Here is a 20,521-nt window from a genome sequence, read left to right on the forward strand (position 1 = left end):
CGGGTGCTGCGTCCCGAGTTCGATCGGCTGCCGGACCGCGAGTCGAGCCGGGCGGCGCATTCTGAATTCGGAGGGGTGCCGCGCCGTGCGTTCGGCCTGGGTGCTGCGTCCCGAGTTCGATCGGCTGCCGGACCGCGAGTCGAGCCGGGCGCCGTATCTCAGAGTTCAGCTGGGCGCTGCATCCTGAGTTCGGTCGGACGCGGTGTCGGCGGCATCCTGATCCTCGGTCGGGACCGTCCACCGGTAGATCTGACCGTCGCGCAGCTCGTAGGAGACCGGTGGTGCACTGGTCGGATTCGCCGCGATGTGCGCGAGGACCCTGGTGCGTCCGCGGATCGTGTCGGGGCCGTCGGTCCACCGCAGATACGGGTGCAGCAGCGGGCGCAGAGCGGCGTAGTCCTCGCGGGCAAGGGTGTCCAGCACATCGCGTACGGCGGGGTCCATCGCTCGATTGCAACACGTCGATCCGGCGTCCGCACCGCGATTGGGTTCGCGCGAGACGCTCCGGTAGGGTGGATCCTCGGGTTTGCTGCGGTCCGCGGTGGCGCCCGCCCCGGGTAACCGGAACCTTCGAACGCGGAACTGAGAAACAGGAGTGGATGCCACGTGGCGCTGACCACCGAGCAGAAGTCGGCGATTCTCGCCGAGTACGGCCTGCACGAGAAGGACACCGGTTCGCCGGAGGCGCAGATCGCGCTGCTGTCCAAGCGGATCGCCGACATCACCGAGCACCTGAAGAAGCACAAGCACGACCACCACACCCGCCACGGCCTGATGGCGCTGATCGGTCGTCGCAAGCGCCTCTCGAAGTACCTGCAGGACAACGACATCGAGCGTTACCGCTCGCTGATCGAGCGCCTGGGCCTGCGCAGGTGATCTCCCGCCGCGCCAACGGCGCGGCATGATTCCCGGCTTCCGCGCCCCGCGATCGAACGACCGCGGGGCGCGGACCGCGAAGCACCGGCCTCCCGCGACTTCGGGATGAGCTCGGTGCTCGACGGCCGCGAGCGAGGCGGCGGGTCCACGCGACACGCTGCCCACCAGAGGCGGTCGTCGTATCGCCAACGGCGAGACGTACAATCTCCCCGTTGGCTATTTGTGTATGAGGGGTGGAGAGCATCCCGTCGTACGACAACATGGACAGCCGTATGCACCCGCCCGCGTGGCGTCGGTCTTCGGTAGTGGCCTCCCGGCGCGTCGCCGGCGGGCTTCGATCGATGACCGCCTCCGCGTCGCCGCGTCCAAGGGGATTCGGCCGGGTGTGCGCGTCGCAGCCAGGAGGGTTGCCGCGCGTCCGTATCCGGATACGGCTGACGACAGCCGGTTCGCGCCTCCGCGCGCTCGAGCCGGCGAGACGAGAGGTTGAGAGAAGAGAATGTCCGAAACAACTGAACGCAAGTCCTCGGCCGTAGAGGTCGAGCCGGGTGTGTTCGAATCCGTCGCGCTGATCGACAACGGTTCCTTCGGCACCCGCACCGTGCGTTTCGAAACCGGTCGGCTGGCCCGCCAGGCCGCCGGTTCGGTCGTCGCCTACCTGGACGACGAGACCATGCTGCTGTCGGCGACCACCGCGAGCAAGTCGCCGAAGGATCAGTTCGACTTCTTCCCGCTGACGGTCGACGTCGAAGAGCGCATGTACGCCGCGGGCCGCATTCCCGGCTCGTTCTTCCGCCGCGAGGGCCGCCCGTCCACCGACGCGATCCTGACCTGCCGCCTGATCGACCGTCCGCTGCGTCCGTCGTTCGTCGACGGCCTGCGCAACGAGATCCAGGTCGTGGTCACCGTCATGAGCCTGGACCCGAACGACCTGTACGACGTGGTGGCGATCAACGCCGCGTCCGCGTCCACCCAGTTCGCGGGCCTGCCGTTCTCCGGCCCGGTCGGCGGCGTGCGCGTCGCGCTGATCGATGGCCAGTGGGTCGCGTTCCCGACCGTGGAGCAGCTCGAGGGCGCTGTGTTCGACATGGTGGTCGCTGGTCGCGTTGTCGAGTCCGGTGACGTCGCGATCATGATGGTCGAGGCCGAGGCCACCGACAAGGTCATCGAGCTGATCGAGGGCGGCGCGCAGGCGCCGACCGAGGCCGTGGTGGCCGAGGGCCTGGAGGCCGCCAAGCCGTTCATCGCCCGCCTGTGCCGCGCGCAGGCCGACCTCGCCGAGCTGGCCGCCAAGCCGACCGGCGAGTTCCCGCTGTTCCCGCCCTACGAGGCCGACGTGTTCGAGGCCGTGGAGGGCACCGCCAAGCGCGAGCTGAACGAGGCGCTGTCCATCGCCGACAAGCAGGAGCGCGAGGCGAAGATCGACGAGATCAAGCTCGACGTGCTCTCCCGCTTGGGTGACGACTTCGCGGGTCGCGAGAAGGAGCTGGGCGCCGCCTTCCGCTCGGTCACCAAGAAGCTGGTGCGCCAGCGCATCCTGACCGACGGCTTCCGCATCGACGGCCGCGGCCTCGCCGACATCCGCGCGCTGTCCGCGGAGGTCGCCGTGGTGCCGCGCGCGCACGGTTCGGCGCTGTTCGAGCGTGGCGAGACCCAGATCCTGGGCGTCACCACGCTGGACATGGTGAAGATGGCGCAGCAGGTCGACTCGCTCGGCCCGGAGACCTCCAAGCGCTACATGCACCATTACAACTTCCCGCCGTTCTCCACCGGTGAGACCGGTCGCGTCGGTTCGCCGAAGCGTCGCGAGATCGGCCACGGCGCGCTGGCCGAGCGGGCGCTGATCCCCGTGCTGCCCAGCCAGGAAGAGTTCCCGTACGCGATCCGTCAGGTCTCGGAGGCGTTGGGCTCCAACGGTTCCACCTCGATGGGCTCGGTCTGCGCCTCCACCCTGGCGCTGCTGAACGCCGGTGTGCCGCTGAAGGCCCCGGTCGCCGGTATCGCGATGGGTCTGGTCTCCGACACCATCACCAACGACAAGGGCGAGGACGAGGTCCGCTACGTCGCGCTGACCGACATCCTCGGCGCCGAGGACGCGTTCGGCGACATGGACTTCAAGGTCGCGGGCACCCGTGACTTCGTCACCGCGCTGCAGCTCGACACCAAGCTGGACGGCATCCCCTCGCAGGTGCTCGCCGGCGCGCTGAGCCAGGCGCACGACGCGCGCACCACGATCCTGGACGTGATGGCCGAGGCCATCGCCACCCCGGACGAGATGAGCCCGTACGCGCCGCGCGTCACCGCGATCAAGATCCCGGTCGACAAGATCGGCGAGGTGATCGGGCCCAAGGGCAAGGTCATCAACCAGATCACCGAGGACACCGGCGCCAACATCTCCATCGAGGACGACGGCACCGTGTTCGTCGGCGCGACCGACGGCCCGTCGGCGCAGGCCGCGATCGACGCGATCAACGCCATCGCCAACCCGCAGCTGCCGAAGGTCGGCGAGCGCTTCCTCGGCACGGTCGTCAAGACCACTGCCTTCGGCGCGTTCGTCTCGTTGCTGCCGGGTCGCGACGGTCTGGTGCACATCTCGAAGCTGGGCAACGGCAAGCGCGTCGCCAAGGTCGAGGACGTGGTGAACGTCGGCGACAAGCTGCGCGTGGAGATCGCCGACATCGACAACCGCGGCAAGATCTCGCTGATCCCGGTCGACGAGAGCGCCGAGGAGTCCGCCGCCACGGATGCCGTCGACGCCGAAAACGAGTAGTACTTGTCGGTGTGACGAAGAAGAAGACGGCAACCCCCCTGCTCCCGACCGGGCAGGGGGGTTCGTCACTACAGCGGCGGGTGGACGAGGCTCGGATGGCGGATACCGGGGTGCGGCGCACGGTGCTGCCGGGCGGGCTTCGGGTGGTCACCGAGCACGTGCCGGGCGTCCGATCGGCTTCGATCGGCGTCTGGGTGGGCGTCGGCTCACGCGACGAAGGGCGCACGGTCGCGGGCGCGGCGCATTTCCTGGAGCACTTGCTGTTCAAGGCGACTCCGACCCGCAGCGCGCTGGACATCGCGCAGGCCATGGACGCGGTCGGCGGTGAGCTGAACGCTTTCACCGCCAAGGAGCAGACCTGCTACTACGCGCACGTGCTCGACGAGGATCTGCCGCTCGCGGTCGATATGGTCTCCGACGTCGTGCTCAACGGGCTGTGCCGTTCGGTGGACGTGGACGTCGAACGACAGGTGGTGCTCGAGGAGATCGCCATGCGCGACGACGATCCCGAGGACCTGGTCGGCGACGCGTTCCTCACCGCGCTGTTCGGCGACCATCCGATCGGTCGCCCGGTGATCGGTTCCGTGGAGTCCATCGAGGCCATGCAGGCCGGTCAGCTGCGGGGCTTCCACCTGCGCAGGTACCGGCCGGATCGGATGGTCGTCGCGGTCGCGGGCAATGTCGAGCACGACCACACGGTGGAGCTGGTGCACCGCGCGTTCGAGAGCCGCTTGGATCCGGAGGCGCAGCCTGCGCCGCGCCGGGAGGGCAGGTTTCGGCCGCACGGCAACCCGGAATTGCAGTGGAGCCACCGCGACAGCGAACAGGCGCACCTCGCGTTCGGTGTCCGCGCGTTCGGCCGCCACGAGGGCGATCGCCGGTGGCCGCTGTCGGTGCTCAACACCATCGTCGGCGGCGGACTGAGTTCCCGTCTGTTCCAAGCCATCCGGGAGGAGCGCGGCCTGGCGTACTCGGTGTACTCCAGTGTGGACACCTTCGCCGACACCGGCGCGTTCTCGGTGTACATCGGCTGCCAGCCCGAAAACCTCGGCAAGGTGGCCGGTTTGGCGCGCGGTGTGCTCGAGGAGGTCGCCGAGCACGGCATCACCGACGCCGAATGCGCCCGCGCCAAGGGCTCGTTGCGCGGCGGATTGGTGCTGGGACTGGAGGATTCGGCGTCGCGGATGAACCGGATCGGGCGCAGCGAACTGAGCTACGGCAACCACCGCAGCGTCTCGGAGACGCTGGCCAGGATCGACGCGGTCACCACCGACGAGGTCACCGCCATCGCCCGCACCCTGCTCGCCCGCCCGTTCGGAGCATCGGTCGCCGGACCGTACCGTCGCACCCGCGACCTCCCCGCCGCGGTGCGCCGCCTCGTCGACCACTGAGCCGCGCGTAAGATCTCGCGCGGTCGGGTGAACGGGGGAGGACAGTGCCGGAGATCGAGCTCGCCGTCGAACGGGCGGGTGTGGCAATGGAATTGGGGCGACTCGACGAGGCGCGCCGGATGGTGCGACGTACGGGCTGGAACTATGCGCAGGCAGGCGCGGCGTTGGCGGCATTGGGCACTGTGCTGATCGGCGTGGTGCTCGCGGTGCTGCGACCGTGGTCGGTGCAGCCGGTGGCCGCGAATATCTTCGTGGTGCTCGGCTGTGGAGTGGCGATCGCCTTCGAGCTCGAGTCCCGCTTGGCGTTCCTGCTTCCGCCGCGGATATGGCTTCGTGGTGGTGTCGGCGTTCTGCGGCTCGTCCTGTTCTCGGTGTTGTTGCTCGGAACGTGTTGGAGCGTCGTCCAATTGGCGGCCGGGTCCTGGTGAGCGCGACCGCGATTGCCGACTGTCGCCGGTGCTGGTTGCGGCTGTGGATCTCGTGCGGGTAGCGGCGCACTGGTGACTTGGCCTGGGGGCGTCGCGGCGGTGGGCAAGCGCCGACTGTTGCTCGTGCCGACTGCGGTTCTGGTGTGGGTATCGTCGATCGGCGGTTTGCAGCTCGTGAACGCGGGCGGTTGGCTCGTTCCGGCCTGTGTGCGCTGAAGTAGAACGGGTAGCGTGCGGTCGATGCATTGCTGTGGGGAGGGGAGTTGATGCGTACAGCGTGGGAGGCGGTCACCCGGGCCAGGGCCGCGCGGGATCTGGATCGGTTGCCGGAGGCTCGGCGCATTCTCGGGGAGGCGTTGGCCGCGGCGCCGGAGGATCCGTTGGTGCTCGCGGAACTGGCCGATATCGAGTACCGGCTGGACGAGCACGTCGCGGCGCTGAGCCATGCGCGGGCGGCGATCGCCGCTGACCCGGATCGGATCGACGCCTATCTGACGGCGGCTTTGGTCCAGCACAGCGAGGACGAACGAGACGAGGCGTTGCGGTATGCCCGCACTGCGGTGCGGATCGCGCCGCACAGCGTCAGCGCGCTGCTCACCCTCGCCAGGATCATCGTCGGTGGGCAGATGACGGACTCGTTGCGCGCCGAGGCACGCACGGCATTGGAGAGCGCGCGTGCGCGGCCGCACCCCTGGACGCGGGCGTTCTCGCCCATGCCGCCGAAAGCTATCGGAAGCTGCCCGATCGTGCCGAGGCGCGGCGCCACGTGGAGCGTGGGCTCGCGGAGGATCCGTTGCACGTCGAACTGCTGGAATTGCGCGCACGCCTGGAGTTCGAGGACTTCTCCACCCGCGACAAGGCGGTCGCGACGCTGCGCGGACTGCTCGGCGCGAGCCCGAACCACGCGCCCGCGCGGCGGCTGCTCGCCGAGATCATGTGGCGGGCGCTGCTGCGGCTGGCCGTTTGGGTGTGGTTCTTCGCGGGCGCGGTAATGGCGCTCTCGATGTGGGCCGGTCCCGGTGTGCTGCGGGTCGTGACGCCGGTGCTGTTCTGCGTCGTGTTCGTCGCCTGGTTTCGCGTCTTCCGTCATCTGCGCAAACAGTTGCCGCCGCGCTATCTGCGCAAGCGGCTGCTGCGCCGTCCCGAAGCGCTGCTCGGGTTGTGCGGGCTGGTCTTCGCGAGTTTGATCGCCGATCTCGGCGCGGTGGTCTTGCGCACCTCGCTGGTCGGCGCGGGCTACGCGCTGCTGCTCCTCGGTCTGTTCGGTGCGAGCCTCGCGCACCTGATGCTGTTCGTGGCGTGGCTGCGCCGCTTCGGCGACGAGACCGATCGCGACGCCGCCGAGGAATACGCGCTGCTGAGCGTCATCGCGGTGGTGTGCTTCGGGCTGGTGGTGCTCGGCGTGCTGGGCGCGCTGCGGTCTTGGTCGCGGGCGCCGGAGGCCCTTCCGGTGCTCGCCGGACTGCTCGGCATCGTGGTGGTGACCTTGCTGCTCGAGCTGCTGCTCGTCTTCGCGGTGGGGCCGAGGTACTGGCGGTGGCCGGTGACCTACTGCACCACCCTGCTGGTGCTGCTCGTGCTCGCTGTCCTCGGCACGAAGTGGAGCTTCGCGTGGATGGCGGTGGAGACGTTCACCGGGTCGGATTGACGGGTCCGGCGCGGGCGGTCAGCGGTGGGCGTTGGCCGTGGCGCCGTCGTAGGCGCGATTGGCGGCGTCGACCACCACGTCCAGCAGTCCGGGAAGCGCGGCGTCGAGGTCTTCGGCGCGTAGCCGCTGACAGGTCTGGCCGTCGACGTTCATGCGCTCGATGACGCCCGCCTCGCGCAGGATCTTGAAGTGGTGGGTCGCGGTGGATTTGTTGATCACGTCGTAGAGCGCGCCGCAGCGCACGGGGGTACCGGCGTTCCGCAGTCGGCGCACCATCTCCAGGCGCACCGGGTCCTGCAAGGCGCCGAGCACCGTGGGCAGCGGTGCGATGGGCGGAGCGGCTTCGGTGGCATCGGTCATGATCTACCTCACTCGGGGGTTTGATGATCATCGAACCGGTTGTATGGTCGATGGAGTTCGATCAATATCAAACTTACCTGATCGGGGGATCGATGGCAGCGACAATGGCGGTGGCCGCCGACGAGCAGACCACGCAACGCTGGGCCTACGCCCTGGTGCTGGTCGCCAGCGGCGTGGCGCTCGGCGTCTCGGGGGTGCCCGCTCCGCTGTACGGGATCTACGAAACGCAGTGGCACCTTTCGCCGCTGACCACCACGATCGTCTTCGCGGTGTACGCCGTCGCCGCGCTCGGCGCGGTGCTGGTGTCCGGTCGCATCTCCGATGTGGTCGGCCGGAAGCCGGTGCTGCTCGGCGCTTTCGCCACTATGATCGCCGGCCTCGTCGTGTTCGTGCTCGCCGACTCGGTCCCGATGTTGTTGCTGGCCAGGGCATTGCACGGGATGGCCGTCGGCTCCACCGTGGTGGCGGGCGCGGCGGCGCTGCTCGACCTGCGTCCGCACCGCGGCGCGCGGTCGGGGCAGCTCAGCGGCGTTGCCTTCAATGTCGGTATGGCCGTGGCGATCCTGGGTTCGGCGCTGCTCGCCCAGTACGCGCCGCATCCTTTGCGCACGCCGTACGTCGTCATCACGGTCGTCTGTTTGGCGATCGCCGCGGGTGTGCTCGCACTGCGCGAACCGCACGGCGCCAGGCAGGCCGGACGCATCCGCATCGCGAAACCCGCCGTGCCGCAAGAGATCCGCGCGGACTTCTGGTTCTCCGCGATCGGTGTGATGGCCGCCTGGTCGGTGCTCGGGGTGCTGCTCTCGCTGTACCCGTCGCTGGCCGCGCAGCAGACCGGTATCCACAATCTGGTCTTCGGTGGCGCGGTCGTCGCCTCGACAGCCCTCTCCGGCGCGACCGCGCAATTGTTCGCGACCGGCATCCCGGCCCGCAGGGCCGCCATCCTCGGCGACACCGGCATGGCGCTTGCCCTGCTGCTCACGGTGCCCGCACTGGCCACCCACAGCTGGGTCGCGGTGCTCGGCGCCGGTGTCGCCCTCGGCGCCACCTTCGGCCTAGGCTTCGGCGGATCGCTACGGCATCTGTCCAACGTGGTGCCACACCACAAGCGCGGGGAGACGATGTCGGCGTACTACCTGCTGGCCTATTCGGCGATGGCATTGCCGACGATTCTGGCCGGGTGGGCCGCGACGACCTGGGGTTTGAAGACCGTGTTCCCGTGGTTCGTGGGTGTGGTCGCGGTGGCGTGTCTGGTGGCCGCGGGGCTGGGACTGCGCGGAAGCCACGAGGAAGCGATCGAGCCCGAGATGGTCTCGAAGTAGACCTCGCCCAGCGTCGGCCGCGCTCGGCGCTCCGGAAATCGACGGTAGTCGAATGGCGGCTACTTGATCTTGAAAAGCCACCAAATGACTACCGTCGAATCCATTTCACTATTGACGGTAGTCAAATGGTGGTCGAGCCCTTGACAGGCCTCCCGAGATCAACCGGTCAAGGACTCCGGCCCGAACCCGTCGAATCACTCCTCCACGGGTGTCTCGTGCACCGTCAGCCAGCGATACCCGAGTTCGAACCCCTCGACAGCACTCAACACAGCGGTCACTCGCCGCGCGGAGTTCTCGTCCTCGGTGAGGTGCCGCTCCAAGAACCGCACCACCACGTTCTCGCCGAAGCGGGCGAGCTCGGTGATCCCGGAAATCTCGATTCGCAACCCCGGCCGCGCGTTTCGCGCTTCCCGCAACCCGGCCAGCAGTGCGTCACGTTCGAGGACCGCGCCGGAAACGCTGACCATGGAGAAACGCTCGTGCTGCGCCGCGGCGAACCGCTCGAAGACTTCGAACGGCGCGGGCGAGCCGAGCCACGCGGCGAGATCGGCGTGCAGCGATGCGATCGAGTCCTCGATGTCCATACCCGTATCCTACGAAAGACGCTGCTTCGCAGCGCTTTCCCATGCTGCGCGGTAGCTCTGCCAGCTGTGCCGCGTACCGCGATCGGGCTACCATGCAGCTCATGCGATGGTGGGGGAGGTCGGTGCGCAGGTTGCACCGTGCGGCGTTGTTGTTCGCGGTGCTCGCCGCGGTGGTCGGCGGATTGGCCGTCGCGGGGTTCACCTGGTGGTTGTTGTGGTTGGGGCTCGGCGCCAAGGCCGAGACGCCGAATCAGCTGGATCTCACCAAGATCGCGCTCTCGGTGACGGCGGGTGTCGGTGGTGCGGTGGCGTTGGTCGTGGCATACCGGCGGCAGCGGGACCTGGAGCGCGGCCGGTTCGCCGAGCTGTTCGGGGCGGCGGCGAGGCAATTGGGTGACGAGGATCCGGCCGTGCGGCTCGCCGGCGTGTACGCGATGGCCGGTGTGGCGGACGAGTTCTCGGCGCCCGTGCGACGGCAGCAGTGCGTCGACGTGCTGTGCGGGTACCTGCGCCTGCCGTACGAACCGGACGACGGAGCCAACCACCTGATCTCGCGCGCCGAGACCGCGCGGGAATCGGATCGCGAGGTCGAGCGCGTCTATCGGGTGCGGCACAACGATCGAGAGGTGCGCGGCACCATCGTCCGGGTGATCGCCGATCACCTGCGGCCGTACGGCGAAGCGTCCTGGTCGCGGTGCGATTTCGACTTCACCGGCGCGGTCTTGGAGAACGCGGACTTCGAAGCGACCGAATTCGGCGGGCGCCGAACCACTTTCGCCAGAGTGCGGTTCGTCGGCGACCGGTTCGCGGATTTCAACCGTGCCCGCTTCACCGGCCACCACGTGACCTTCCGCGACGCGGTCTTCGTCACCCCGATCACGAACTTCGAGAACGCCGAATTCCGCACGGAACGAACCACCTTCGACGGCGCGACCTTCGAGAGCCCGCGGACCTGTTTCGACGAAGCGACATTCGCGGGCGTGCGCACCGGCTTCGTCGCCGCCAAATTCCTCGGTGCGCGAACATCGTGGCGCAGCGCCGTCTTCCGGGCCGAGCTGACTTCCTTCGCGCAGGCGACCCTGGACGGCGAGCACGTGTCCTTCGAGCAGTCGGTCTTCTCCGGCCAACGGCTCGCGTTCACCTCGGCACAGCTCTACGCCACGACCGTCGGCTTCGAGGAGGCCAAGCTGGGTGCCGCCGTTCGCCTGCGCGGCCGCGGTACCCGCGAGATCGATTTCGTCGGAGCGGAATTCCACGGCGCGGTGAGCTTCGCCCGCAGCACCATCGCCGGACGGGCCGCCCACTTCCGCGAGGGCGACTTCTTCGGCGAGATCTCCTTCGTCGCGACTCGCTTCATCGCGGGCGAAACGGATTTCGCCCGGCCGAAGGCGTGGGTGGGCGTGCGTTTCGATTGGGACGACAATCCCACCGCCAAACCGACTTCCGTCAAACCGAATCCCTGGCCACCCGCCCCGGAGCCCGCCCCCGCACCCAGCATTTAGTACTGCCTCAACCGGTACCAAGGACGCCGCCGAGCCCCGAGCATCCCCTCAGCGCAGCGGCGTCCACGGCTAGCGCAGCGCGCGGGACGCTATGGCCCTCTCGAAGTTCCATCCGGCACCTCTGCAGCCATCTTGGCCGTGTCGCCGTCGCCGAGACAAACCGGTATCGGCTTGCCAGAGGCGATGTGGGGCCAGGGATGCCTCCGACCGGACTTCGATTCTGGACCTAGCGCTACGGACTGAGCGCCATGCGCAGCGCGGAAGGAGAACGCAGCGCGGCGGGCGGCGACTCGATGGTCGCCGCCCGCCGCTGTGTGCCGTTGCTCGCGCGGCTCCCCGCTACTCCGGCCAACCGCCGTACGGAACGGTGATCAACTCCAGGTAGTGACCGCTCGGGTCCAGGAAGTACACCCCGCGCCCGCCGTCGTTGTGGTTGATCTCGCCGGGCGTCTGCTGGCGCGGATCGGCCCAGTGCTCCAGCCCGTAGCGCTGGATCTTGGCGTAGGCCGCGTCGAACTCGGCCTCGGAGACCAGGAAGGCGTAGTGCTGGGGTTGGATTTCAGGGTTCTCGCCCGGCACGACCGCGAAGTCGAAACCGACTCCGTTGCTCATCCGTAGCTCGATGAACGGACCCCACTCCTTGCCTACTTCCAGGCCGAGGATGTCGGCCCAGAACTCCACCGAGACGCGATTGTCGCGGCAGCCGACGATGGTGTGATTGAACTGAATGGACAGTGGATTTCTCCTCGAATCGTGACGGTCCCGACCCTGGGCTCGGTACAAGGCGGCCTACAGGAGCACCGTCACGTCGATCGACGATAGCGGTCGATCACCGGTCTCGCCAACCCCCGGTTACCGGAAAATTTTCGGGCGGCGCCAGTTTCGGCGGTGTCGGTTCCGCTCGACGCCGTGCCCGGTAGCGTCGCAGCCATGAAGATTCGTGGGGCGGTCCTGGAGCGGATCGCGGCGCCGGTACCGTTCGCCGAGTCGGCGCCGATCAACGTCTGTGAGCTGGAGCTCGGCGAACCCGGACCCGGCGAACTGCTGGTGCGGATCGAGGCCGCCGGGCTGTGCCATTCCGACCTCTCGGTCGTGGACGGCAACCGGGTCCGGCCGGTGCCCATGCTGCTCGGCCACGAGGCCGCGGGCCGCGTCGAGGCGGTCGGCCCCGGCGACGGCGATATCGCGGTTGGTCAGCGCGTGGTGATGACCTTCCTGCCGCGCTGCGGCGAGTGCGCGGGGTGCGCGAGCGAGGGCCGCACACCGTGCGTGCCGGGCAGCGCGGCCAACAACGCCGGAGAGCTGCTCAACGGCGGACGGCGGCTGCGGCGCGAGGGCGCGGAGGTGCACCACCACCTCGGTGTCTCGGCGTTCGCGACGCACGCGGTGGTGGACCGCCGCTCGGTGGTCCCGGTCGACGACGACGTGCCGCCGGAGGTCGCGGCCGTGCTCGGGTGCGCGGTGCTCACCGGCGGTGGCGCACTGCTGAATTCGGCTCGTCCGGGGCCTGCGGACCGGATCATGGTGGTCGGGCTCGGCGGTGTCGGCATGGCGGCGGTGCTCGTGGCGGTCTCGCTGGGGGCGAAGGACGTGATCGCCGTCGACACCGTCCCCGAAAAGCTGGACCTGGCAAAGGATCTCGGAGCCACCGCCGCTTATACCCCCGCGGAGGTCGCCGAGCAGGGCGTGCAGGCCGAGGTGGTGATCGAGGCGGCGGGCAACGTCCGCGCGTTCGAGACCGCGGTCGCGGCGACCGCCGCGGGCGGGACCACCGTCACCGTCGGTCTGCCCGCCCCCGAAGCCCGCGCGAGCATTTCACCGCTGGCCCTGGTCGCGCAGGGCCGCTCCATCGTCGGCAGCTATCTCGGCTCCGCGGTGCCCTCGCGTGACATCCCGGAGTACGTGCGGATGTGGCGGGAAGGCCGGCTTCCGGTGGAACGGCTGGTGTCGGCGCACATCGGGTTGGACGAGATCAACCGCGCCATGGACGAACTCGCGGCCGGGCACGCGCTGCGGCAGGTGATCGTCTTCGACTGAGCGGTGACGGTCGTCACCGCCTCGTCGCCGGTAGCTCGTTGCTTACCCGGACGTGCGTATTCGACCGAAAAGTAGGTACTTGTCGGCCACCGCCGCCCCGCGCAGACTCGCCTCTTGCACACCCCGCACGGGGACGAAACGGCTTGGGAGGCAAGATGACCGACGACACACGCGTGTCCGTGACCGTGCTTGGTCTCGGTTCGATGGGCAGTGCGGTGGCCGCGGCGTTCGTCGCGGCCGGGCACCCGACCACCGTGTGGAACCGCAGCCCCGGCAAGGCCGCGCCGCTGGTGGCGCTGGGCGCGACGCACGCGGCGACGATCGACGAGGCGGTCGCGGCGAGCCCGTTGATCGTCTCGGTGCTCACGGGATTCGAAGCCACCCTTGATGCGCTCGCCCCCGCGGGGGCGGCGCTGGCCGGACGTACGCTGATCACGCTCAACAGCGGTGCACCGGCGGGCGCGCGCGAGGTCGCCGTGTGGGCCGACGCGCACGGTGCGCGGTTCCTCGGTGGTGCGATCAAGAACGTGCCCGCGGCCGTCGGCGCCGCCGACACGCTGCTGTACTACGGCGGCGACCGCGGCGTGTTCGACGAATACCGTTCCGCCCTGGGCGTTCTCGGCGGCGAGAACGTTCACCTCGGTGACGAACCCGACCTCGCCGCGCTGTACGAGGCGGCCGTCGGCGCGACCCTGTTGCCGACCCTGCTCGGGTTCTTCGAGGGCGCAGCGGTGCTCGCGTCGCGCGGTATCGAGGCCCGCGCGATGGTGCCGTACTCGGCCAAGTGGCTGCGCATGATCGAGTCGCTGCTGCCGCTGCTCGCCGAGGAGATCGACACCGGCGACTACACGAAGCTGGGTTCCTCGGTCGGGCTGTTCCACGATGCCGTCGACAGCGACATGCGGGTCGGTGTCGAAGCGGGCGTCGACATGTCGTGGCATGCGCCGATGGCGGAACTGCTGCACCGAGCGATCGCGCGCGGGCATCGCGAACACAGCGTGACGGCGCTGATCGAGGTGCTCAAGAACCCGGCGGCGTAGCCTCCGCGGCATCCATCGCGTCCACGAAACGGCCGAGCAGCCGGGCGAATTCGGTGCGTTCGCGCTCGGACCAGTCGGCCATGGCGGCCGCGGTCGCCATGGCGCGACGCCGGTGGGCTTCGGTGAGCATTCGGTCGCCGAGTGCGGTCGGCCGCAGCACCGCCCTCCGGCCGTCGCGCTGGTCGGCGACCCGCTCCAGCCAGCCCTCCGAAACTGCTTGGGCGACAAGTCGACTCGCGCGCGGCTGATCGACACCGAGAGCCGGGGCCAGCGCTCCGACGGTGGGATCTTCGAGGGTCGATACGGCGTCGAGCACGCGGAAAACCGCAGGGGGAACTCGACTCTCGCCCGCCAGCGCACCGCGCGTCTGCCTGCGCCGGATGCGGACCATGGCGGCAGCGACCGCCTCGGCGGACGCGTCGCGCTCTTCCATCGGCCTCATCTCCATGTCAGACTACACATAGATGTAATCGTACATGTACATGGAGGCTCGATGGCCGAGCGCAGAATCGGATACCTGCTGAAGGAACTCGACCGCCTGATCGAAGCGCGGTTCGACGACGACCTCGCGGCGGGCGGCCTGAGCCGACGGCACTGGCAGCTGCTGCATTTTCTGTCCGAGGGCCCGCGCTCGGCGGAGGAGTTGCGCGAGGCGCTCTCGCCGTTCTGGAAAACCGAGGGGGAGTGGGGGATCGAGATCGACCGCTTGTCGTCGGCGGGACTGATATCCGCGGACGTCGACGCGCTCGACCTGACCGCCGCGGGCCGGGCCGCCCACGACGAAACCTTCGTCCGCATCGCCGAACGCCGCCGCGCGATGGCGCGCGGCATCGAACCCGAGCAGTTCGAGACCACGTTGCTCGCCTTACAGCGGATGATCGGCAACCTCTCGGCATGATCCCGGAGGTGTGCCAGTGCCCCATCCACAAAGGTTGGCCAACCAACGCCGACCGAAGGTCACCATTGATCGCCCCACCGCACTAAATGTCACCCTCGGTCGGTTCACCGGTGCACGCAGGTCGGGTGAATGAAGGTGACATCCAGTCTGTCTGGCGGGATGAAGGCGGCCTTCGGTCGGTTACCGCGCCAACCATTCGGACGCGGCGCCAGCCGTCGGGCTGGGCGGAGGTCGGCAACCTGCCGGCCCGACGCGAGAGGTCGGCTGCCTGGTGGGCGCGGTCGAAGCGGTCGGCTGCCTGCCGGGCGCGAGCGGGCGAATCGGCTGTTGCCGGACTCGAGCAGGGTCGGCTGTTTGCCGGGCGCGAGCGGGGAGTTCGGTTGTTTGCCGGGCGCGGGCAGGGAAAGTCGGCGTTGTTGCTGGGCGTGGGCGGGGAAGTCGGCTGTTTGCCGGACGTGGGCGACGAGTTCGGCAAACAGCCGGACGCGGGGTGACTTGGGCAGACCAGCTGCTATAGGGCGCGATCGAGGTGAAACCCTGACCAATGCTCGCTTGCGGGCGCGAATGGCTGACTCGGCATAGTCATATGTTGCTATGCGCATTAATCGGGACGTGCGCGCGATGGATAGGGGAATGTATCGCGGCAGCCCGGTCTACGGCCAGCTAAGGACGGGCCCCCGGGCCGCCCTGCCGCAAGCCCGCCCGGACGCCCGGCGAACCCCGCGCACCGCACCCCTCGATAGGCTTGCCGCAACACCAGCGGAACGAGGAGGTGCGGTGACCATTCGGGTCGGAGTGCTCGGAGCACGCGGGAAAGTCGGTCAGGCGATCTGCGCGGCGGTGCAGGCGGCGGACGACCTGGAACTGGTCGCGCAGGTCGACAAGGACGACGCGCTGGAGACGTTCACCGAGAGCGGCACCCAGGTCGTCGTCGACTTCACCCACCCCGACGTGGTGATGGGCAACCTGAAGTTCCTGGTGGAGCACGGTATTCACGCGGTCGTCGGCACCACCGGCTTCGACGAGGCGCGGCTGGCCGAGGTGCGCGGCTGGCTGGCCGAGCGGCCCGAGACCGGCGTGCTGATCGCCCCGAACTTCGCCATCGGCGCGGTGCTGTCCATGCGTTTCGCCGAGCAGGCCGCGCGGTTCTTCGAATCCGTCGAGGTCATCGAGCTGCACCACCCGAACAAGGCCGACGCGCCGTCCGGCACCGCCTACCGGACCGCGAACTTGATCGCCGAGGCCAGGGAGCGCGCGGGCGTTGGCCGCAGCCCCGACGCGACAACCACCGAACTGGAGGGCGCGCGCGGCGCCGACGTCGACGGCGTGCGGGTGCACTCGGTGCGGCTGGCCGGACTCGTCGCGCACCAGGAGGTGCTGTTCGGTACCCAGGGCGAGACGCTGACCATCCGGCACGACTCGATCGACCGCTCCTCCTTCGCGCCGGGCGTGCTGCTCGGCGTGCGGGAGATCGCCGGTCGGCCTGGTCTGACCGTCGGGCTCGATCCGTTCCTCGACCTGTGAGCGAGCGAATCGTCGGCACAGCGGAGACGGCCGCATCGAGCCGCATGTGCGCCGCGACCGCGTCGAAGGCGCGCCCGTGAATGCCGAGGCCAACGCCAGCCGCGGCCAGATCTTCCGCGTCGTGGGACTCATCGCGGCGCTGGTGTTCGCCCTCGGCTTCTATTTCCTGCTGCTCGGCCGAATCGCGTTCGCGCTGATCGGTTCGGGTGAAGCCGCCGGGATCGCGCTGGGTGTCGGCGTGCTGCTGCTGCCGATCCTCGGTGTGTGGGTCACGGCCGCCACCGTGCGCGCGGCGTTCGCCCACCAGCACCTGGCCCGCCGCATTCACGAGGAGGGTCTGGAACTGGACACCTCCACGCTGGCGCGGCGACCATCGGGCCGCATCGAGCGCGGCGCGGCCGACGAACTGTTCGAGCAGGTGAAGCGGGAATGGGAGGCCGACCCGGACAACTGGCGGGTCTCCTATCGCCTGGCCCGCGCTTACGACTACGCGGGCGACCGCACCAGAGCCCGCGAGACCATGCGCCGCGCGGTGGCGCTGGAGAAACTGGAACGCGAGCAGCGCGAAGGGTAGCGAAACGTGGCCCGACTGTTGATCATTCACCACACTCCGTCGCCGCACATGCAGGCGATGTTCGAGGCGGTGGTGTCCGGCGCGACCGATCCGGAGATCGAGGGCGTCGAGGTGGTGCGCCGCGCCGCGCTGGCCGTCACCGCGCCCGACGTGCTCGAAGCCGACGGCTACCTGCTCGGCAGCCCCGCGAACCTCGGCTACATGTCGGGTGCGCTCAAGCACGCGTTCGACACGTTCTACTACCCGTGCCTGGACTCCACGAAGGGTCGCCCGTACGGCCTGTACCTGCACGGCAACGAGGGCACCGAGGGCGCCGAGCGCGGTGTCGACCGCGTGACGACCGGTCTCGGCTGGGTGAAGGTGGTCGCGCCGGTGGTGGTGTCGGGGCCGCCGTCGAAGGAGGACATCGAGCGCTGCTGGGAGTTGGGGGCGACGGTCGCGGCCCAGCTGATGGGCTGACGGCATGAGGTCGGCCCCGATTTTTGGTGTCTGACCACCGGGCGCCGCGGCGGTCATACTGCGTGGTGACGTTGTAGCGGGGGGATTGTGGACGAGTTGCTCGGGATGGGAGTGGCGAGGGTGACGTGGGCCGACGGCGGCGAGCGAGCGGTGCGACGGATCGGGTTGGTCGAAGACCACGAATCGGTCGCGATCGGTCTGGCCGCGATGCTTGCGCCGGAACCTGATCTCGATCTGGTGTGTACGGCCGGAACGGTGCCGGAGCTGCTCGCGGCGGCCGGACCGGCGCCCGCGATGGACCTGGTGGTGCTGGATCTGCGCCTCGCCGACGGCTCCGCGCCGGAGGACAACGTGCGCGCGCTGCGCGAACGCGGCATCGAGGTGCTGGTGTTCACCGGCGCCGACAACGCGTTCCTGGTCCGTTCCGCGGCCCGCGCAGGCGTGCTCGGGGTGGTGCGCAAATCCGAGGACGTTCCGACGGTCGTGGCGGCCGTGCGGCGCGCGGCCTCGGGTCAGCAGGTCGTCACCACCGACTGGGCCGCCGCCATCGACGGCGACCCGCAACTGTCCGACGTGGGCCTGAGCCCGCGCCAGGAGGAAGTGCTCACGCTGTACGCCTCGGGCGAGAAGGCTTCTCGCGTGGCGCGCCTGACCGGCCTGTCCGAGCAGACCGTCAACGACTACCTCGGCCGCATCCGCCAGAAGTACGCCGACGCGGGCCGTCCCGCCCCGACCAAGACCGACCTCTACAAGCGCGCCGTGGAGGACGGATGGCTACCGGTTCCCGAGCGGCATCCGCGCGGATGATCCCGTCCAGCGCGCTGGACACCGCATCGACCGCACTCGAACCCGGACCCGACTCGACGTCGTGCCGGTGGCGTCGACTGCTGCGTGCGGTGGGCGGAAACGACATCGATGAGGCCGCCTCGGACCGGATCCTGCGCAGACTCGGCTTGACCTTCGGCATCGCCGGGATGATCGCGGCGGTGGTCGAGCTGCCGGAAATCGCCGATCAGAGTCGCTTCGCCCCGTTCGGCTGGACCGTGCTCGCGTTCGTGCTGGCGTTCGGGCTGTTCCCGGTGCTCGCCGTCGTGTCGGTCGGCATGAACAGGTATGTCATCCAGTCCGTCGCGGGCGCCGCGGCGGTCGGCTACGTCGTCGCGATGGCGTTGATCCCGTTCGCTTACCGACAGCCCGCGACCGACGCCACCTCGGTGTGGCTGTACCGCGTGTTCGCGCTCGGCGTGCTCGCGGCGGCGCTGGCGTGGCGGCCGGCGGTCGCGGTCGGGTATCTGATCGTCGGCGGCGCGGTGGCGGCTGTCGCCAACAAGTACGTGGTGCCGGACGGGTCGGCCTTGGCGCTGCTCGGTGATTTCGCGCGATCGGTCGGGTTGTGCGCGCTGTTCCTGTGGTGCGCGGTCTATGCCAGGGCGGCGGCCGCTCGCGTCGACCGGGAGTCGGCGATCGCGAGCAGCCGCGCCGCCGCCGTGGCGGGCGCCGCGGCGCGGGACCGGGAGCGGGCCCGTTTCGCGGCGCTGATCCACGACGCGGTGCTCTCCACGCTGCTGGACGCCTCGCGCACCGGCACCGATTCGCCGGTGCTGCGCAAGCAAGCCGAGCGCACCCTCGCCCAGCTCGACCAATTGCGCGGCGGCGAGACCGAACCCGACCGGCTGAACGCGCAGGCGGCGGTCGGCTTCCTGCGCGCGGCGGTGCACGAAGTCAATCCGGGCATCGCGTTCAGCGCGCGGCGCTGGTCCGGGGTGGACGATCTGCGGCTGCCGGTGGACGCGGCGGGCACCATCGCGGCGGCGCTGGCCGAGGCCGTGCGCAACAGTCTGCGGCACGGCACGGTGCCGGGACGCACCGTGCAGCGCTCCGTCACCGTCACCGTGAGCGCGGGCGGGATCCGAGTGGTCTTCCGCGACGACGGCGCGGGTTTCGATCCGGGCGGGGTTCCCGCGGACCGGCTCGGCATCTCGGTGAGCATCCTGGGTCGCATGCGGCAGCTGCCCGGCGGCGCGGCGTTCGTCGAATCGCAGCCGGGGGAGGGCACGTCGGTGACGCTGGTGTGGGGTAGCGATGGTTGACGCCGATTCCGAATTGGGCGTGCGCGATCTGCTCGGCCTGCGCGACGCGGCGGCCTGGCTGTTCCTGCTGATCCTCGAAGCGACCATCGTCCTGTACATGGTCCGCAACTTCTCCGACGCGTCGCCGTTCGCGGCCGTCACGGGGCTGGTCCTGCTCGCGGTCGCGGGCATCCTGGTGCTGGTCATACCCGTCGATCCTTTGCCCTGGCCCGCAACGGTTTTCGTGGCGGCGTCCGGACCGGTGGCGACCGCGTTGACCACCCTGCACATCGAGCACGGATGGTCGAAGCCGGTGTGGTCGGCGTTCGCCTCGTCCTACGTGCTGGCGGTGCTCGTGTTGCGCGGCAGGCTCGGCGCCGCCTGGCTCGGCGTCGCGGGCGTGGCCGCGGTGGTCGCGGCCGTCGGCGCCACGGCCGGGCTGCGCGGCGGGTTCATCGCCGGAACGGTGGTGCCGATCGCGACGGTCGCCGGAGTGTCGGTGTGCGCCGCGATCATGCGGCCGACCCAGCGCTCGCTGCGCCTGTTGCGCGAGGAGGCGACCATGCGCGCGGCGGCCGAGGCCACCATGGCCGCGGAGAACGGCGAACGCGACCGGCAGCTGGCCAGGCTGGACCGGGTGGCGCGGCCGATTCTGGAGCGCATCGCCGACGGCGTCGAGCTCACCGCCGCCGAGCGCGAAGAGTGCAGGCTGCTGGAAGCCGAACTGCGCGACGGACTGCGCGCGCCCCAGCTGGTCACCGACGAACTCAGCAGCGCTGCCCGCGGCGCGCGCTCCCGCGGCGTGGAGGTGGTGCTGCTGGACGACGGCGGTTTCGCCGGTGTGCCGCGCTGGGTGCGGCAGCGGGTGATCGACGCGGCGGTCAAAGAATTGGACGCGGCGAACGCGGGCACGGTCACCGTCCGCGTGCTCCCGATGGGCCGCCGCATCCTGGCGACGGTACTCGCCAACGCCCCCGACACCGCCCGCCGCACCGAGATCGACGCGGCGGGCGAGGTCACCGTCACCACCTGAGCCCGC

The 20,521-nt window shown here is 69.6% G+C and carries 22 protein-coding genes; 16 read left to right on the plus strand and 6 right to left on the minus strand.

Features of this window, described 5'->3' with window-relative positions:
• Positions 1 to 165: 165 nt before the first annotated feature.
• A complete protein-coding gene (locus tag CRP45_RS27000; protein ID WP_179831033.1) occupies positions 166 to 444 on the minus strand; it encodes a nuclear transport factor 2 family protein in 279 nt (92 codons plus the stop codon).
• A gap of 162 nt (positions 445 to 606) precedes the next feature.
• On the opposite strand from CRP45_RS27000, the gene rpsO reads away from it, so the two are divergent.
• The 4 genes from rpsO (at position 607) to CRP45_RS27020 (ending at position 5,465) form a co-directional block, all read left to right on the plus strand.
• Complete coding sequence (gene rpsO, locus CRP45_RS27005) at positions 607 to 876, plus strand: 30S ribosomal protein S15 (protein WP_067782467.1); 270 nt, start codon at positions 607 to 609, stop codon at positions 874 to 876.
• Between the two features lie 499 nt (positions 877 to 1,375).
• Positions 1,376 to 3,646, plus strand: a complete 2,271-nt coding sequence (locus CRP45_RS27010) for a polyribonucleotide nucleotidyltransferase (RefSeq protein ID WP_067782470.1) — start codon at positions 1,376 to 1,378, stop codon at positions 3,644 to 3,646.
• A gap of 95 nt (positions 3,647 to 3,741) precedes the next feature.
• Positions 3,742 to 5,037, plus strand: a complete 1,296-nt coding sequence (locus tag CRP45_RS27015; protein ID WP_097247532.1) for a M16 family metallopeptidase — start codon at positions 3,742 to 3,744, stop codon at positions 5,035 to 5,037.
• Between the two features lie 44 nt (positions 5,038 to 5,081).
• On the plus strand, positions 5,082 to 5,465 hold the full coding sequence (locus tag CRP45_RS27020; protein WP_097247533.1) for a hypothetical protein: 384 nt from the start codon (positions 5,082 to 5,084) through the stop codon (positions 5,463 to 5,465).
• Positions 5,466 to 5,952: 487 nt separating this feature from the next.
• Here CRP45_RS27020 and CRP45_RS27025 read toward each other — a convergent pair whose 3' ends face one another.
• Positions 5,953 to 6,264 carry a hypothetical protein gene (locus CRP45_RS27025; RefSeq protein WP_143861552.1) on the minus strand — a complete coding sequence of 104 codons (312 nt, stop codon included), beginning with the start codon at positions 6,262 to 6,264 and terminating at the stop codon, positions 5,953 to 5,955.
• Between CRP45_RS27025 and CRP45_RS27030 the strand changes: the two genes are divergently transcribed.
• Complete coding sequence (locus CRP45_RS27030) at positions 6,259 to 7,113, plus strand: hypothetical protein (RefSeq protein WP_143861553.1); 855 nt, start codon at positions 6,259 to 6,261, stop codon at positions 7,111 to 7,113. The two genes, CRP45_RS27025 and CRP45_RS27030, sit on opposite strands and share 6 nt — an antisense overlap.
• An 18-nt stretch (positions 7,114 to 7,131) precedes the next feature.
• Here the strand turns inward: CRP45_RS27030 and CRP45_RS27035 are convergent, their stop codons facing one another.
• Entirely contained in the window at positions 7,132 to 7,473 is a 342-nt protein-coding gene (locus CRP45_RS27035; protein WP_097247536.1) for an ArsR/SmtB family transcription factor, read from the minus strand.
• A gap of 50 nt (positions 7,474 to 7,523) precedes the next feature.
• Here CRP45_RS27035 and CRP45_RS27040 point away from each other — a divergent pair, with 50 nt between their 5' ends.
• Entirely contained in the window at positions 7,524 to 8,795 is a 1,272-nt protein-coding gene (locus CRP45_RS27040) for an MFS transporter (protein WP_342747042.1), read from the plus strand.
• A gap of 194 nt (positions 8,796 to 8,989) precedes the next feature.
• Here CRP45_RS27040 and CRP45_RS27045 read toward each other — a convergent pair whose 3' ends face one another.
• A complete protein-coding gene (locus tag CRP45_RS27045; RefSeq protein WP_097247537.1) occupies positions 8,990 to 9,379 on the minus strand; it encodes a hypothetical protein in 390 nt (129 codons plus the stop codon).
• A 101-nt stretch (positions 9,380 to 9,480) separates the two neighbouring features.
• Here CRP45_RS27045 and CRP45_RS27050 point away from each other — a divergent pair, with 101 nt between their 5' ends.
• Entirely contained in the window at positions 9,481 to 10,881 is a 1,401-nt protein-coding gene (locus CRP45_RS27050; RefSeq protein ID WP_097247647.1) for a pentapeptide repeat-containing protein, read from the plus strand.
• Positions 10,882 to 11,220: 339 nt separating this feature from the next.
• Here CRP45_RS27050 and CRP45_RS27055 read toward each other — a convergent pair whose 3' ends face one another.
• Positions 11,221 to 11,616, minus strand: coding sequence for a VOC family protein (locus CRP45_RS27055; protein WP_097247648.1), 396 nt, complete (start codon positions 11,614 to 11,616; stop codon positions 11,221 to 11,223).
• 195 nt (positions 11,617 to 11,811) lie between these two features.
• Between CRP45_RS27055 and CRP45_RS27060 the strand changes: the two genes are divergently transcribed.
• Together CRP45_RS27060 and CRP45_RS27065 are read left to right on the plus strand one after the other, a co-directional pair.
• Positions 11,812 to 12,918 carry a zinc-binding dehydrogenase gene (locus CRP45_RS27060; protein WP_097247649.1) on the plus strand — a complete coding sequence of 369 codons (1,107 nt, stop codon included), beginning with the start codon at positions 11,812 to 11,814 and terminating at the stop codon, positions 12,916 to 12,918.
• A gap of 155 nt (positions 12,919 to 13,073) precedes the next feature.
• Complete coding sequence (locus CRP45_RS27065) at positions 13,074 to 13,958, plus strand: NAD(P)-dependent oxidoreductase (RefSeq protein ID WP_097247538.1); 885 nt, start codon at positions 13,074 to 13,076, stop codon at positions 13,956 to 13,958.
• Here CRP45_RS27065 and CRP45_RS27070 read toward each other — a convergent pair.
• The gene (locus CRP45_RS27070) at positions 13,939 to 14,391 is read right to left on the minus strand and encodes a MarR family winged helix-turn-helix transcriptional regulator (RefSeq protein ID WP_097247650.1); all 453 of its coding nucleotides are present in this window, start codon (positions 14,389 to 14,391) and stop codon (positions 13,939 to 13,941) included. The genes CRP45_RS27065 and CRP45_RS27070 overlap by 20 nt on opposite strands.
• Before the next feature lie 60 nt (positions 14,392 to 14,451).
• Between CRP45_RS27070 and CRP45_RS27075 the strand changes: the two genes are divergently transcribed.
• The 7 genes from CRP45_RS27075 (at position 14,452) to CRP45_RS27105 (ending at position 20,515) form a co-directional block, all read left to right on the plus strand.
• Complete coding sequence (locus CRP45_RS27075) at positions 14,452 to 14,856, plus strand: MarR family winged helix-turn-helix transcriptional regulator (RefSeq protein WP_097247539.1); 405 nt, start codon at positions 14,452 to 14,454, stop codon at positions 14,854 to 14,856.
• Positions 14,857 to 15,633: 777 nt separating this feature from the next.
• Positions 15,634 to 16,380: a 4-hydroxy-tetrahydrodipicolinate reductase gene (gene dapB, locus CRP45_RS27080; RefSeq protein ID WP_097247540.1), complete on the plus strand. Its 747-nt coding sequence runs from the start codon at positions 15,634 to 15,636 to the stop codon at positions 16,378 to 16,380.
• Positions 16,381 to 16,456: 76 nt separating this feature from the next.
• Complete coding sequence (locus CRP45_RS27085; RefSeq protein WP_067782818.1) at positions 16,457 to 16,954, plus strand: hypothetical protein; 498 nt, start codon at positions 16,457 to 16,459, stop codon at positions 16,952 to 16,954.
• 6 nt (positions 16,955 to 16,960) lie between these two features.
• Positions 16,961 to 17,413 (plus strand): flavodoxin family protein, encoded by a 453-nt coding sequence (locus CRP45_RS27090; RefSeq protein WP_067782493.1) that lies wholly within the window; start codon positions 16,961 to 16,963, stop codon positions 17,411 to 17,413.
• Positions 17,414 to 17,533: 120 nt separating this feature from the next.
• Positions 17,534 to 18,220 (plus strand): response regulator transcription factor, encoded by a 687-nt coding sequence (locus CRP45_RS27095; RefSeq protein ID WP_245910470.1) that lies wholly within the window; start codon positions 17,534 to 17,536, stop codon positions 18,218 to 18,220.
• Entirely contained in the window at positions 18,184 to 19,503 is a 1,320-nt protein-coding gene (locus tag CRP45_RS27100) for an ATP-binding protein (RefSeq protein ID WP_245910471.1), read from the plus strand. Before CRP45_RS27095 ends, CRP45_RS27100 begins: the two co-directional genes overlap by 37 nt.
• Entirely contained in the window at positions 19,496 to 20,515 is a 1,020-nt protein-coding gene (locus tag CRP45_RS27105; protein ID WP_097247542.1) for a hypothetical protein, read from the plus strand. The genes CRP45_RS27100 and CRP45_RS27105 overlap by 8 nt, the downstream gene beginning before the upstream one ends.
• Positions 20,516 to 20,521: the final 6 nt, after the last annotated feature.

This window comes from Nocardia amikacinitolerans, from assembly GCF_900215415.1.
GTDB lineage: Bacteria > Actinomycetota > Actinomycetes > Mycobacteriales > Mycobacteriaceae > Nocardia > Nocardia amikacinitolerans.